Raw genomic sequence first — 13,602 nt, forward strand, 5'->3', positions numbered from 1 at the left:
GTCAGACCTCTTCCAGGACCGTCGGTGTGGCGGATTCGCTGCGCAGCGACGCGAGGATCTCGGCGTCCCGGCCGATGGTGTATCCGAAGACGAGGGCGGGCCCGATGTTGGCGCCGTAGCCCGGGTATCCGCCGCCGAAGATGCTGACCGCCGCGGAACCGGCCGCGAAGAGTCCCGGGATCGGCTGGTTGTCGTCGTCGAGGACCTGGCTGTGCCGGTCGACGGCGAGGCCGGAATAGGCGCCGAGGTCGCCCATCTCGATCTTCGCCGCGTAGTACGGTCCCTTGTCGAGCGGCTCGAGGTTCGGGTTGGGCTGGTGCTCCATGTCGCCCTTGAAGTGGTGGAACCAGTTGGATCCGCGGTTGAACTTCGGGTCCTCCCCCTTCGCGGCTCCCGCGTTGAACTCGGCCAGGGTCTTCTTCAGCCCGGCGGCGTCGACCCCGATCTTGCGGGCGAGTTCCTCGACCGTGCCGGCCTTGTGGAGGAATCCGGTCTTCTTGAAGTACCCCTGCGGGATGGGCCACGGCTTCGCGTAGCCGATTCCATACTTGTTCATGGCTTTCGAGTCGGCGATGATGTAGCCGAACGTCTCGTCCTGACCGGCGTTCTCCTGGATCATCGCCATGCCGAAGTCGTGGTACGAACTCGACTCGTTGGCGAACCGTTCACCCTTGCGGTTCACGGCGATCAGTCCCGGGAGCCCGAACGCCCGCAGGTGCGGGAAGATCCGTTGCTGTCCGCGCAGGCCGGTGAACACCGTGACCGGCGCCCAGGCGGCCGGTTCGTGGACGTCGGTGTCGACGTGCCCGCCGAGCGGTGCGGCCAGGCGCACGTTGTCGCCGTCGTGCCCGACGGTCGGGGTGAAGTGGTTGTCGCCGTGCGGATCATGACCCCAGTACTCGGCGCGCAGGGCCGCATCCGAGGAGTAGCCGCCGGCCGCGATGACGACACCGAGTCGCGCCTCCACCGTTCCCGCGTGCACGCCCCCGAGTACCGCGCCGGTGACGACGCCATTCTCCGACTGCAGGATCTTCGTCACGGGCGTCCCGGTCCACATCCGGATGCCGAGCTTCGCGGCGGACGAGACCATCCGCACCATGAGCGAATTGCCGTTGGTCCGGTCGAACGAGCGGCGGCAGAGCACCGTCTCGACCCACGTCTTGAGGAGCTTCTTCGACACGTAGGCAAGCGATTTCCACGACTGGTTGGCGTGCAGGAACTGCGCGATGTCGGGTCCGACCTCGGGCATGTACCCGAAAACGGTGTACGTGTCGAGGTAGGGACGCAACCGGAGCCGATTCTCGCCCAAGGTGCGCGCGTCGACGACCTTGCCGGAGATCGCGCGTCCCGACGGCTTCGCGCCCGGTGCGTCCATCTGATAGTCGGGAGCCATTTCCGGATAGACGAATTCGACGTCGGTGTCACGCTCGAGCCAGTCGATCGCCTCGGGGACCTCGTCGAGGAAGGTGTCAACCATCTCGGCCTTGTAGCAATCCTTGGCGAGAGCCCGGATGTAGGTTTCGATCTCCTGACGGGTGTCGCCCTGCGCGACGCCCTGCTTGTTACCCGGCACCCACGCCCAGCCGCCCGAGATGGCGGTGGTGCCGCCGAGCCACTGCGACTTCTCGGCGACGACGACACTGTGGCCCTCGCTCGCAGCCTTGAGCGCGGCAGCCATGCCGGCGGCCCCGGAACCGATGACCAACAGGTCGCATTTGACAGTTTTCGAGCTCATACGTGGACCTTCCCTGGAGAGTCGCCACTCGATCGGAACGTTTGAAAGGTCTGGTGTGCAGTCACTTTCGACTGAACCTTCGTGACCGGTGACGGTGTGTTCGTGCCACCCACTGTGGCCGAGCCGAGACTGGCGTCACAGCCTGACTCCAATGGATGGAAAGGTTTCTGTCAGTGCCGCGATCCGCGCGTTATCGCGCGGGTGATGCCGCGCGACGCCGTCGTCAGCGCCGCCACCACCGACTGCGGGTTCGCCTGGTCGTGCGGGATGACGACAGACAGCGCGGCGATCACCCGTCCTCCGTCGCTGTCCCGCACGGGCACAGCGACTCCCGTCGCGCCGGGGGTGATGAGACCGGCGGCCACCGCGAAATGCTGATGGCGCACCTCGGCGAGGAGACGCCGCATCTGCTCGGGATCGGTGACGGTGGCGTCGGTGTACCGTTCGAGCGGCTCCGACAGCAACTCGTCCTGCACGTCGCGGGAGGCGTGGGCCATCAGGACCAGACCGGACGAGCAGGCGTGCACCGGCAGTCGTCCGGCGATCTTGGTGACGTTGACGACGGAGCCGCGGGTGGAGAGCCGTTCGACGAACAGCACCTCGTTGCCGTCGAGGACGCCCAGCTGAGTGTGCTGTTTGATCGCGGCGTTCACGTCTTCCATGAACGGCATCGCGGCCTCGCGCAGGCTGAGGGTGTGCGAGCCGCGGGAGCCCAGCTCCCACATCCGCACCCCGATGCTGATGCGGGTGTCGTTGCGTTCGAGGAGGCGGTACTTCACGAGTTCGCCGACGATGCGGTGCGCCGTCGCGACGGGGAGGTCGGACCGGCGCGCGATGTCGGACACCGACAGGGACGGTGTGTCCGCGTCGAAGGAGGACAAGACCCTCACGACGCGGGCAGTGACCGATTCTCCTGTCGGTGTCCGTGACATCGCCCCATTGTCCTCCGGCTACTCCCGCGAGGTCGACGGACGCCCGAGTTCGGCCAGCGGCACCCGGTACGTCTCGCGGGCGGTGAAGGCGGCCACGGACGAGATCAGCATGCAGAGCGCCGTGAAGACGGCGACCGGCACCCACGCGTTCACCCCGGTCCCCAGCAGCGCCCAGCCGATCGCCGGGGCGAAACCGGCGATGAGGAAACCGATCTGCGTGCCGACGGCGAACCCGGAATATCGCACGGGCGCAGCGAACATCTCGGTGAAGAAGCTCGGCCACAGGCCGTTCACCATCGAGTAGAACAACGTCATCGTGAGCAGAGCAGCGAGGAAGATCAGCGGAACGGAGCCGACCGAGATGGCCCAGAAGTACCCGAAGATCGTCACGCCGCACCCGAGAGCGCCGGTGATCCACACGGGGCGGCGCCCGACGCGGTCCGACAACTTGGCGAGCAGCGGTATCGCGACGATGGAACCCGCGATCGACGCCGACGACGCCCACAGCATCGTGGTCCGGTCGATGCCGACGTCGGGTCCGGTGGCGTAGGCGAGCCCGAAGACGGTGAACACCGTCTGCCCGACGGCGAACAGCGAGCACAGGGCGATCCGCAGAACGTCCCGCCACTGGGTGGTCACGACGGTGACGACGGGCAGCTTCTGCACTTCCGCGTGCTCACGCGACTCCTCGAACACCGGGGTCTCGTCGAGCTTGGTGCGCACGAAGTAGGCGACCACGAGCATCACGGCGCTGCACCAGAACGGGATTCGCCATCCCCAGCTGTCGAGCTGGTCCTTCGGCAGCGCGGCCACGGGGATGAAGACGAGGGTCGCGAGCACCATCCCGGCGGCGTAACCCGTCATGGTGAAGCTGGTGAAGAAGGCCCGCCGCCCCTCGGGTGAGTGCTCGAGCGTGAGCGTGCTGGCGCCCGCCGCCTCGCCGCCCGCCGAGAATCCCTGCGCGAGGCGGCACAGGACGAGCAGGATCGGGGCGGCGATGCCGATCTGCTCGTACGTGGGCAGGAAGCCGATCGCGAGACTCGACAGGCCCATGATGAGCAGCGTCAGCAACAGAATCTTCTTACGGCCCAGCTTGTCTCCGAAATGGCCCAGCACGATTCCGCCGACCGGCCGGGCCACGTAACCGACGCCGAACGTCGCGAGCGCGGCGACCGTGCCGATCGCGTCGTTGCCGGCCGGGAAGAACGTGTGCCCGAAGACCAGGGCCGCGGCGGATCCGTAGATGAAGAAGTCGTAATACTCGAGCGCGCTGCCGAGGAACGACGCGAGCGCCGCCTTCTTCGGCGTCTTCGCGACGGCGGTGGGGGGCGTCTCGGACGTCGGACTTTCGTGCGTCACGGCGGATACGTTCATCGGCTCTCCTGCGATCGGGCCTGGCGTGGTGGAACTCAACGTGCCAACCGCCGGTACGCGTGCGCAACGTCACATCCATCCATTGGAAAGCCGGCGGTGCTCCGCCCCTCTCGGACGAACGGGACGCTCGTAGCGTCAGATCGAACGAGCGTCCCGTTCGTCCAGGCACCGGCAGCGCCTACGGCTACGCCGGCGACAGCTCCCAGCCGGTGCTCATGTCCCGGGCGAGGTCGGGCACCCGACGCAGCACCCGCTGACTCTCGACGAAGTCGCGGAACGGGATCGCGAGCAGAGCGCGCAATTCGCCCGGGCGGCCCTCGGCGAGGCGCTGGTAGGACGAGGCGATGTCGCTGACGATGTACTGCCAGCGCGGCTCCCGATCGGCCCAGTTGAAGCCGGGCAGCGGTGTCCGGAGACGGTAGTCCGCGCCGTTCACGTCACCCGTCACCGACATCGGCGTCACCCTGCCCGGCGCGCGCGAGCCGGGAACTGAGGGCTGTGCCGCGACGGTGGTGGCGTACGTGAGCGCCCGGCCGATGCCGTGGCGCGCCGCCGCGGTGACGTCCCACTGGTCGGCGATGATCTGATTCTGTTCCCGCGACGCCATCCGGAACAGGGCATCGACGTATCCCCCGGGCGTGCCGGCGAAGATGCCGTTCCAGGCGATCTCGGCATTTTCGTCGAGCAGTCCCGCGGCGGCCATCTCCTCGATTGCGGCCCTGCCCTCGTTCAGGTACGCCTCGTGCATGGGCACCATGTCGAAGTAGATGTGCTTCTGCATCATCAGCAGGCGTTTCTGATACCAGTCCAGGTCTTCGGCGGTCATCGCCGGGCCGAGGGTGGCGAGCATTCTCGGGTCCGAGGGCAGGAGCGTCATCGCCTCGCCGGGCAACCCGCCGGCCGCGGACGCGACGGCGGTGCCGAGCGTGTGGACGGCGTCCACGCCGAGCACCGTCCGGCCGAGGTCGAGGTCCCAGAAACCCGCGGCGAACGAGCCTCCCGCCAGCCCCGCCATGCCCGACCAGTAGAGCTCGGCGCGCTGGAGTTGATAGCGGCCGTAGTTCTCGTACACCCGGTCGACCACCGCCGCGTTGGCGATCAGCCCGGCGTTCGGATCCCACCCAGCGAGGTCGATGCCCGACGCCTCGGATCCTCGAGCCAGCCAATACTGTTGCAGCAGAGCGGAGTACCTGGTCGGCGCGACGCCGTCGGAGCGGGCGGCGGCCAGCGCGGCACCGAGCGGGGCCGAGTCGGTGGGCAGCCGGGGGTCGAGACCGCCGATCGACTCCGCCGCGGCATTCGCGGGCGTGAGGTCGAGGAGGTCCGCGTAGCCGTCTGCGTGCGCGACGTTCGGTGCCGGACCGGCCAACGCGAGGACCCCGAGCAACGCGACGAGCACCCCGCGGATCGTCGTGTTGCGGACCCAAGGTGATTGGCAGTGCACAGCACCGGGCATGTCAGGTATTTAACAACATATATGTGATTGTGTCCGGGGTTTGCCGAGATTCACCCCCACGTGAGTGCTGAAGAGTCCCCCGGCACGCAATGCGACTCACGTCAGGGGTTTGCCGAGATTCACCCCCACGTGAGTGCTGAAGAGTCCCCCGGCACGCAACGCCACTCACGTGGGGCCGAGTTCACCCAGGACGGCAGAGAGGATGATGTGCGCGCTGGCGATGACCGTCTCGATCGGCTGAGGGTTCTCCGACAGCACCCATTGCTGGGCGATCATCAACACCGCTCCGACCAGGCCGGTCGCGAGGGTGCGGAGGTGGAAGTCAGGGAACGCGGCACGGTCGACGGCCGGACCGATGACGACGAGCACGGCGTCCACGAACGACCGCGTGACGCGGCGGTAGGCGTTGTCGACCTCCGGGCCGACGCCGAGGACCTCCTGGAACGCAATCCGTGAAATCCGCGGGTCGTCCGCGACGGACCGAAAGAACGCGGTCAGCGCCCCACGGACCCGGGCGTCCAGATCGGCGCCCCCCTCCACCGCGCCGCGCAGGACGCTGTCCCGGAGACTGTCGGTCACGCTCGCGTACGCCGCCAGCAGCAGGGCCTCACTGTCGTCGAACGACTCGTAGAAATAGCGCTTGGTGAGCCCGGCGGTCGCGCAGATCTTCCCGACCGTCGCGGACCGGTATCCGCTGGTCCCGAACACCTCGACGGCGGCGTCGACGAGGCGCGCGCGCCGTTCTTCCTGACGCTGGCGAGGGCCCGCACCGCGGTAGGTGCGGCCCGTCTCGTCGAGCCTGGGCGAACTCACTCCCCAATATTGACACCGCACAGTTCCAGATACAAACTGACACTGTCCGGTGCCAGATCACACGCCAGGAGATCCCATGCCCACGCTCAGGAACAAAGTCGCACTCGTCACCGGCGCCGCGCGGGGCATCGGAGCCGCAACGTCCCGCGCACTCGCCCGCAAGGGCGTCAAACTGATCCTGATCGATCTGGACGCCGGACCGCTGAAGGCCCTCGCCGCCGAACTCGGTGCCGACGTCGCGCTCGACGTGGCCGCCGACGTCTGCGACCTGGCCGCCGTGCAGAAGGCCGTCGACGCCGGAGTCGCGAAGTTCGGCGGCATCGACCTCGTTGTCGCGAACGCCGGCATCGCCAGTTACGGCTCGGTGATGCAGGTCGATCCGGCCACGTTCAAGCGGGTCATCGACATCAACATCCTCGGCGTCTTCCACACCGTCCGAGCCGCGCTACCGTCCGTGATCGAGCGCAAGGGCTACATCCTGGTCGTCTCGTCGCTCGCCGCATTCGCGCCCGCACCCGGACTGGCCGCGTACAACACGAGCAAGGCCGGCATCGAGCATTTCGCCAACACCCTTCGTCTCGAAGTCGCGCACCACGGCGTCGCCGTGGGCTCGGCCCACATGTCGTGGATCGACACACCGCTCGTTCAGGATGCAAAAGCCGACCTCACCGCATTCAACCAACTTCTCGCCGTCCTGCCGGGACCGCTCGGCAAGACGACGTCGGTGGACGCATGCGTCGACGCGTTCGTCGACGCCCTTGCCGGGCGTAAGCGCCGCGTCTACGTGCCGCGGTGGGTCGAGCTCGTCAGCTGGCTGAAAGCGGTGGTGACGTCGCCAATCGGGGATCGCAGCCTGCTGCCACACGTCCCGGAGATCCTGCCGCGGATGGACGAGGAGGTCGCGAAACTCGGACGCTCCACCAGCGCACGTAATGTCGCTCTCGACGACGTCGCCGTAGACCCGAAATAGCCCCCGCCCCACCCAGGGAGAGAGTGTTCATGTCACAGACCGATATCCCCGCCGACACCGCCGGCGCGAAGGCTCCCGTCGAACATCTCGACATGCTGATCATCGGTGCCGGACTGTCCGGGATCGGGGCCGCGTACCACCTGCAGGACAGATTCCCCGGCCGGACGTACGCGATCCTGGAGAGCCGCGAGTCGATCGGCGGAACGTGGGACCTGTTCCGCTACCCCGGCATTCGGTCCGACTCCGACATGTACACCCTCGGCTACCGGTTCCGGCCGTGGGAGAACGACAAGTCGATCGCCGACGGTCCCTCGATCCTCGAGTACGTCAAGGACACGGCGGCCGACCACGGCATCGATCGGAACGTCCGGTTCCGGCATCGGGTGATTCGCGCCGAATGGTCCACCGCCGACGCGCGGTGGACGGTCGACGCCGAGCGCACCGACACCGGCGCGACCGTCCGGTTCACCGCGAACTTCCTGATGTCCTGCAGCGGCTACTACCGCTACGACGAGGGCTACACCCCCGAGTTCCCGGGCATCGACCGGTTCGCCGGGCAGGTCGTGCACCCGCAGAAGTGGCCCGAGGACCTCGACTACGCGGGCAAGCGCGTCGTCATCATCGGGAGCGGGGCCACCGCCGTGACGCTGGCACCGTCGATGGCCGCCGAGGCCGCGCACGTGACCATGCTGCAGCGCTCGCCCACGTACATCATCTCGATGCCGGCCAAGGACAAGCTGGCCAACAAACTGCGACGCCACCTGCCCACGCGGCTCGCCTACGCGCTGACACGGTTGAAGAACGCGTCGGTGGCGACGGCGATCTACCAACTGTGCCGGCGGTACCCGGAGTTCATGAAGGGGCGTATCCGGCAACTGCAGGAGAAGTGGCTGCCGAAGGGCTACGACATCGACACCCACTTCACGCCCCGGTACAACCCGTGGGATCAGCGACTGTGCCTCGTGCCCAACGGGGATCTGTTCCGCTCCATCCGCAACGACGAGGTCTCGATCGTGACCGATCACATCGACACGTTCACCGACACCGGGATCACGCTGAAGTCCGGCGACGAGTTACGTGCCGACGTCGTCGTCACCGCAACGGGTTTGAACCTGCTCGCGTTCGGCGGGATGACACTCGCCGTCGACGGCCACGACATCGACCTCACCGAGACCATGGCGTACAAGGGGATGATGCTCAGCGGGGTGCCCAACTTCGCGTTCGTCCTCGGCTACACCAACGCATCCTGGACGCTCAAGGCCGACCTGGTGTGCGAATACGTCTGCCGCCTGCTCGCGCACATGGACGCAAACGGATTCGCGCAGTGCGCCCCGGAGCGGGACAGCGCGGTCGAGGAGGAGCCGTTCCTCGACTTCGCCGCCGGCTACGTGCTGCGGTCGGTGGAGTCGTTCCCCAAGCAGGGGTCGAAAGCACCGTGGCGCCTGCGGATGAACTACTTCCGCGACCTGGTGGCACTGCGGCACGGCAAGGTCGTCGACGACGCTATGCGCTTCGCACCCGTGAGTACTTGTTAACCGCCGGCGGTTAACAAGTACTCACGGGGCGGAGCCATTCCGACATTCGGAATCGGAGTTGGAAACGGGCGGCCTGTCCGCCACGGTAGGTGAAGTCGTGAGCCACATCACAGCCCACCTCCGAGGAAGAGCAGGTTCCGCGCATGCAATTAGACCTACGCGAACGCATCGACAACAGTCCGATGACGCGCTACCAATGGGGCGCCATCGCCATCTGCGGTCTACTCAACGTGCTCGACGGCTTCGACGTCCTCGTCATGGCATTCACCGCGCAGTCGGTGTCGCAGGAGTGGGACCTGTCCGGTTCCGTCGTCGGCCTCCTTCTCAGCGCCGGACTGTTCGGCATGGCCGCGGGGTCGCTGTTCCTGGCGCCGTGGGCAGACACCATCGGTCGCCGCGCCATGATCCTGCTGTGCCTGGCGCTGGCGTCGTCGGGAATGCTGCTGTCGGCGGTCAGCCAGAACGCGATGCAACTCGGCCTGCTCCGCGCTCTCACCGGGGTCGGGATCGGCGGAATCCTCGCCAGCAGCAACGTGATTGCCAGTGAGTACGCGTCGAACCGCTGGCGCGGGCTGGCCGTGAGCCTCAATTCCACCGGGTACGCCGTCGGCGCCACCCTCGGCGGCATCATCGCCGTCGTGCTGCAGAACTCGCTCGGCTGGCGATCGGTGTTCCTGTTCGGTGGCCTGTGCACGGCCGTGATCATCCCCGTCGTCTACGCGCGGCTCCCCGAGTCGATCGACTTCCTGCTCGTCCGTCGCCCGGCCAACGCCCTCGCCCGGATCAACGCGTTCGCGCAGCGGGCCGGTCAGCCGCCCCTCGACGAACTGCCCGCACCGCGCACCGCCGCAACAGCGGACGCCGGATTCGCCGTGCGCGTGCTCCTCTCCCCGGAGCGGCGCCGCAGCACCCTCCTGGTGTGGTTCGCGTTCTTCATGGCGATGTTCGGCTTCTACTTCGTCACCAGTTGGACGCCGAAACTGCTGGTCGAGGCGGGCATGTCCGCGAACCAGGGCGTCACCGGCGGTGTCCTCCTCAACCTCGGCGGCATCTTCGGCGCCACCCTGCTCGGCGCACTGTCGGCACGGTTCGCCCTGAAGCGGGTGCTCATCGCCTACCTGGCAATCGCGGGGGTGCTGCTCGTCGTCTTCGTCCCCGCCACCGCATCGATCGTCATCGCGTTCGGGCTCGGTGCCCTGATCGGCGTGTTCGCCAACGGCTGCATCGCCGGGCTGTACGCGATCACGCCGTCGGTCTACTCCCCGGCAGTCCGGGCCACCGGAGTCGGCTGGGGCATCGGCATCGGTCGCGTCGGCGCCATCGCGTCCCCGATCGTCGCGGGCGCCCTCCTCGACCGGGACTGGTCGCCCACGCAGCTGTACATCCTGGTCGCCGCCTCCTTCGCCCTCGCCGGACTCGCCGTGTCGCGGTTGCGGTTCGAGAAGACCGCCGTGGACGCCACCGCGGACGCACCGCTGACCACCCACTGAGGCGGCTCCGCCGCCCGTGAGTGGTTGACGAGTGCAGAGACTCGTCAACCACTCACGGGCCCGGAGGGCCTAGATCCCGACCTTCGACAGGATTGCCGTCATCGCCGCCCGGACGCCGGTGGACAGGGTGGGCTCCGCGACCGGCGCGAAGAACGGTGAGTGGTTCACCGGCACAGGCTTTCCGCTCTCGAGCGTGTCGGTGGTGTGACCGCCGAACATCCAGAACACCGACGGCACGCCGATCACCTCGGCGAGCAGGCCGAAGTCTTCCGAACCCATCATCGGCGACGACAGTGTGACGTTGTTCTCGCCCAACACCTTCCGCAGCTCGGCGACGAGATCGGCGGTGGCGTCGGGATCGTTGTAGTTGCGCGGGAACGTGTACAGCTCCTCGATCAGGGGCTTCGGTGCCCCGGACGCGTCGGCCTCGGCGTAGATGATGCGGCGCAGCGCGGCGTTGACCTTCTCACGGACCCCGGGGTCGAGGGTGCGCACGTTAATCGTGAACTCGGCCCGGTCCGCGATGATGTTCTCCTTCAGTCCCGCATGGAACGTCGCGACCGTGACGACCGCCGGCTTCAGAGGGTGCACCTCGCGGGACACGATGGTCTGGATGCGGTTGATCATGTTGACGCCCTGGATGATCGGGTCGATCGAATCCTGAGGCTGGGAGCCGTGTGAGCCCTGACCGTAGACGGTGACCTTCAACGAATCGGCCATGGCCATCGCATCGCCACTCGTGACGTGCACGGTGCCGGCCAGCATCGGTCCGACGTGCTGCCCGAAGACGATTTCCGGCTTGGGTGCCCGATCCCACAGGCCATCCTCGATCATCGCCCTGGCGCCTGCAGCCGTTTCCTCGCCCGGTTGGAAGAGGAACACGATCGTTCCGGCCCAGGCCTCACGCGCGCCGGCCAGCAATTCGGCGACGGTGAGCAGGGTGGCGACGTGCGTGTCGTGGCCGCAGCCGTGCATCACGGGCACCTCGGTGCCGTCGTCGAGGTGTCCGGTGGCGGTGCTGGAGTAGTCGACGCCGGTGTCCTCCGCGATCGGCAGCCCATCCGAATCGGCGCGGAACGCCACCGTGGGGCCCTCGCCGTTGGTCAGGACACCGACCACTCCGGTGCCGCCGCAGACGAACGTGTCGATCCCCAGGGCGACGAGGGAACTCTGGATCAGCTCGGCGGTCTTGTGTTCCTGCATCGACAGTTCCGGGTTCGCATGCAGGTGGCGGTAGAGGTCGTGCATCTTCGTCCGCAGCTCGTCGGTGAGCGCGATCGGCAGGTCGGTCATGGAGCCTACTTTCGAATCAGGTGAAGGTGAGGTATTTCCGCGCATCGATTCTTACTCGATGGTCGCGAGACCGGCAGGGCTCTGGTCGTTCTTGTTCCTGAGGAACCAGGCGAGGACCGCCGTCACGATCACCGCGATGGCGGTGGACGACAGCGCGAGGCTCGGCATCGCCGGAACCACGACGAACGTGATGATCGCGGCCACCAGCAGCGCGACCACAGTGGCCCGGGGCTGCTTCATCGACACGATCGCCTGCACGAGGACCGCCCCCAGGACCGAGGGAAGGATGTAGGAACGGGTGACGGTCACGATATCGGCGGGAATCACACTGATCAGCCACGTGCCGAGCAGCCCGACGAACACCGCCAGCGACACGAGGTGCACCATCGCGGCACCGCAGATAGCCAGGACCGCAGCCAGTTCGGCCCGCTTGGTTCCCGGCTTCGCGCCGATGTTCGTCTGCGCGATCAGCGCGGCCGGCAACAGCTTGTTCGCGATGTTGCCGATCATGAACGCCTGGTACATCGCGGCCGGCCCGAGGATGGGAAAATAGGTCAGGGGTTCGACCAGCCAGATGATGAAGAAGGTCCCGGCGACCGCTGCGAACGCGGTCCACAACTGGCCCGCCGTGACGTCCACCTCACCCGAGAACACCAGGTACAGAGGCGCACCGATCGACAGGAGCAACCCGACGATCATCGTGAGGCGACCCCAGCGGGACGTGGTCTTGTCGAATTCGGCGAGTTCACGCGTGCCGGACACTGTTACGGCTTCGTCGGTAGTCATCGAAAGTCCTTTCCGTGCGAGTCGTGAATCAGGAGGTGACCAGGTAGGTGACGGTGAGTGCGACGAGGATCGAAATGCCCAGTCCCCATTCGCGGAGCCAGCTCTTGCCGAACGTGCGGGCGACGAAGAGGCAGATCCCCATCGCGACGGCGGAGGCGGCGAACGCGACGATGTGGTAGCTGGATTTCGTCAGTTCCTGAAAGCCCAGCGAGGCGAACGCGCCGATCAGAGCGGCTGAGGGGACGACCGCCATCAACGCCGGATTCACCGTGCGGATCTTCGCGTCGCCCCGCTTGAGCAGTGGAGTGAGGATGAGCGCGGACAGCATCCACATCACGCCGCCGATGCTCATGGCGAAGAAGGCGACGACGAACACGTTCTGTGTGTAGGTGTCGGCGCCGAGTTTCGCACCCATCGACTCGGCGGCGATGCTGGCCGCGGACACGTCGTACGCGGCGGAGCCGATCAAACCGATGCGGGCCAGAACGGCGGGCGTGCCGAAGAGGGCGAGGAGGGCGATCGCGACGAGACAGACCGCCAGGGACGGTCCGATCGCCGACACGGCCCCGGAGCGGAACGACACCTTCATGTCTTCCGGCGACATGTCCGCGACGGGTGCCACCTTGCGAACCGCGGTCATGTAGATCGCCGACTGCACGACGATGACGACGAAGATGCCGGCAACGGCCACCCAGAGAACAGGCGAGTTGGCGACAGCCATGATGTTCGTGGATGTCCCACTAGCAGTCACATTCATGGATCTCCCAGGGAGAGTGAGCAACCGGTGAGCCGATTGCTCGAGCGATGTGAGGGTGATCCGGTGGATCGCCTCGGCTGACACCCGCTCTGTTCCGTAACCTGAGAGTTTGGAGACACACTCGTGCGAGTGGTCATCGTGCCCCGTCGGTGAGCGTGCCGTTACAGGCGACACGCTGCTCTCCAGAGTTCCCGACCCTGACTGTCCTGGTGCCTGAGAGTTTGTGGGTACTTGCTCCTTCGGCGCCCGGGACGCGGTCCCGGAACTCTCCAGCCAGGTTCATAGGGAGAAACCATCGAGATGGTTCCGAATCGAACTGACTCGGGACGTACTGTTCCGCAGACGTGTTACGAAACGATGACCGAACCGTTCCGAAGTGTAAACACAGTCAGTTGATGAATCCCATACTGCGCGTTCGCATGCCGAACACCTCATGTGAGTGGCAAAGCGTGCGCAAGCAC

11 protein-coding genes and 2 riboswitches are annotated in these 13,602 nt (G+C 66.7%); of the genes, 3 read left to right on the top strand and 8 right to left on the bottom strand.

What is annotated here, in order from left to right:
- Position 1: 1 nt before the first annotated feature.
- From ROP_RS13115 to ROP_RS13135, 5 genes are all read right to left on the bottom strand, one after another.
- Positions 2-1,735 (bottom strand): FAD-dependent oxidoreductase, encoded by a 1,734-nt coding sequence (locus ROP_RS13115; protein ID WP_012689841.1) that lies wholly within the window; start codon positions 1,733-1,735, stop codon positions 2-4.
- A gap of 170 nt (positions 1,736-1,905) precedes the next feature.
- Positions 1,906-2,667: an IclR family transcriptional regulator gene (locus ROP_RS13120; protein WP_012689842.1), complete on the bottom strand. Its 762-nt coding sequence runs from the start codon at positions 2,665-2,667 to the stop codon at positions 1,906-1,908.
- Positions 2,668-2,685: 18 nt separating this feature from the next.
- On the bottom strand, positions 2,686-4,041 hold the full coding sequence (locus ROP_RS13125) for an MFS transporter (RefSeq protein ID WP_012689843.1): 1,356 nt from the start codon (positions 4,039-4,041) through the stop codon (positions 2,686-2,688).
- A gap of 184 nt (positions 4,042-4,225) precedes the next feature.
- On the bottom strand, positions 4,226-5,497 hold the full coding sequence (locus tag ROP_RS13130; protein WP_012689844.1) for a hypothetical protein: 1,272 nt from the start codon (positions 5,495-5,497) through the stop codon (positions 4,226-4,228).
- 165 nt (positions 5,498-5,662) lie between these two features.
- On the bottom strand, positions 5,663-6,310 hold the full coding sequence (locus ROP_RS13135) for a TetR/AcrR family transcriptional regulator (protein WP_012689845.1): 648 nt from the start codon (positions 6,308-6,310) through the stop codon (positions 5,663-5,665).
- A gap of 76 nt (positions 6,311-6,386) precedes the next feature.
- Here ROP_RS13135 and ROP_RS13140 point away from each other — a divergent pair, with 76 nt between their 5' ends.
- From ROP_RS13140 to ROP_RS13150, 3 genes are all read left to right on the top strand, one after another.
- Positions 6,387-7,280 carry an SDR family oxidoreductase gene (locus ROP_RS13140; protein ID WP_012689846.1) on the top strand — a complete coding sequence of 298 codons (894 nt, stop codon included), beginning with the start codon at positions 6,387-6,389 and terminating at the stop codon, positions 7,278-7,280.
- A gap of 29 nt (positions 7,281-7,309) precedes the next feature.
- Positions 7,310-8,815 carry a flavin-containing monooxygenase gene (locus tag ROP_RS13145; RefSeq protein WP_012689847.1) on the top strand — a complete coding sequence of 502 codons (1,506 nt, stop codon included), beginning with the start codon at positions 7,310-7,312 and terminating at the stop codon, positions 8,813-8,815.
- Positions 8,816-8,958: 143 nt separating this feature from the next.
- Positions 8,959-10,305 (top strand): MFS transporter, encoded by a 1,347-nt coding sequence (locus tag ROP_RS13150; RefSeq protein WP_012689848.1) that lies wholly within the window; start codon positions 8,959-8,961, stop codon positions 10,303-10,305.
- Between the two features lie 69 nt (positions 10,306-10,374).
- Here ROP_RS13150 and ROP_RS13155 read toward each other — a convergent pair whose 3' ends face one another.
- Genes ROP_RS13155 through ROP_RS13165 form a run of 3 tightly spaced genes read right to left on the bottom strand, consistent with a single transcriptional unit; the run spans position 10,375 to position 13,105 of the window.
- Entirely contained in the window at positions 10,375-11,598 is a 1,224-nt protein-coding gene (locus ROP_RS13155) for an amidohydrolase (protein WP_012689849.1), read from the bottom strand.
- A gap of 51 nt (positions 11,599-11,649) precedes the next feature.
- On the bottom strand, positions 11,650-12,384 hold the full coding sequence (locus ROP_RS13160; RefSeq protein ID WP_012689850.1) for a hypothetical protein: 735 nt from the start codon (positions 12,382-12,384) through the stop codon (positions 11,650-11,652).
- A 28-nt stretch (positions 12,385-12,412) separates the two neighbouring features.
- Positions 12,413-13,105 carry a DUF5058 family protein gene (locus tag ROP_RS13165; RefSeq protein ID WP_231868901.1) on the bottom strand — a complete coding sequence of 231 codons (693 nt, stop codon included), beginning with the start codon at positions 13,103-13,105 and terminating at the stop codon, positions 12,413-12,415.
- Positions 13,106-13,228: 123 nt separating this feature from the next.
- A riboswitch (glycine riboswitch) is annotated at positions 13,229-13,329 on the bottom strand.
- Between the two features lie 3 nt (positions 13,330-13,332).
- A riboswitch (glycine riboswitch) is annotated at positions 13,333-13,424 on the bottom strand.
- Positions 13,425-13,602: the final 178 nt, after the last annotated feature.

This window comes from Rhodococcus opacus B4 (assembly GCF_000010805.1).
In the GTDB taxonomy this organism is placed as follows: domain Bacteria; phylum Actinomycetota; class Actinomycetes; order Mycobacteriales; family Mycobacteriaceae; genus Rhodococcus_F; species Rhodococcus_F opacus_C.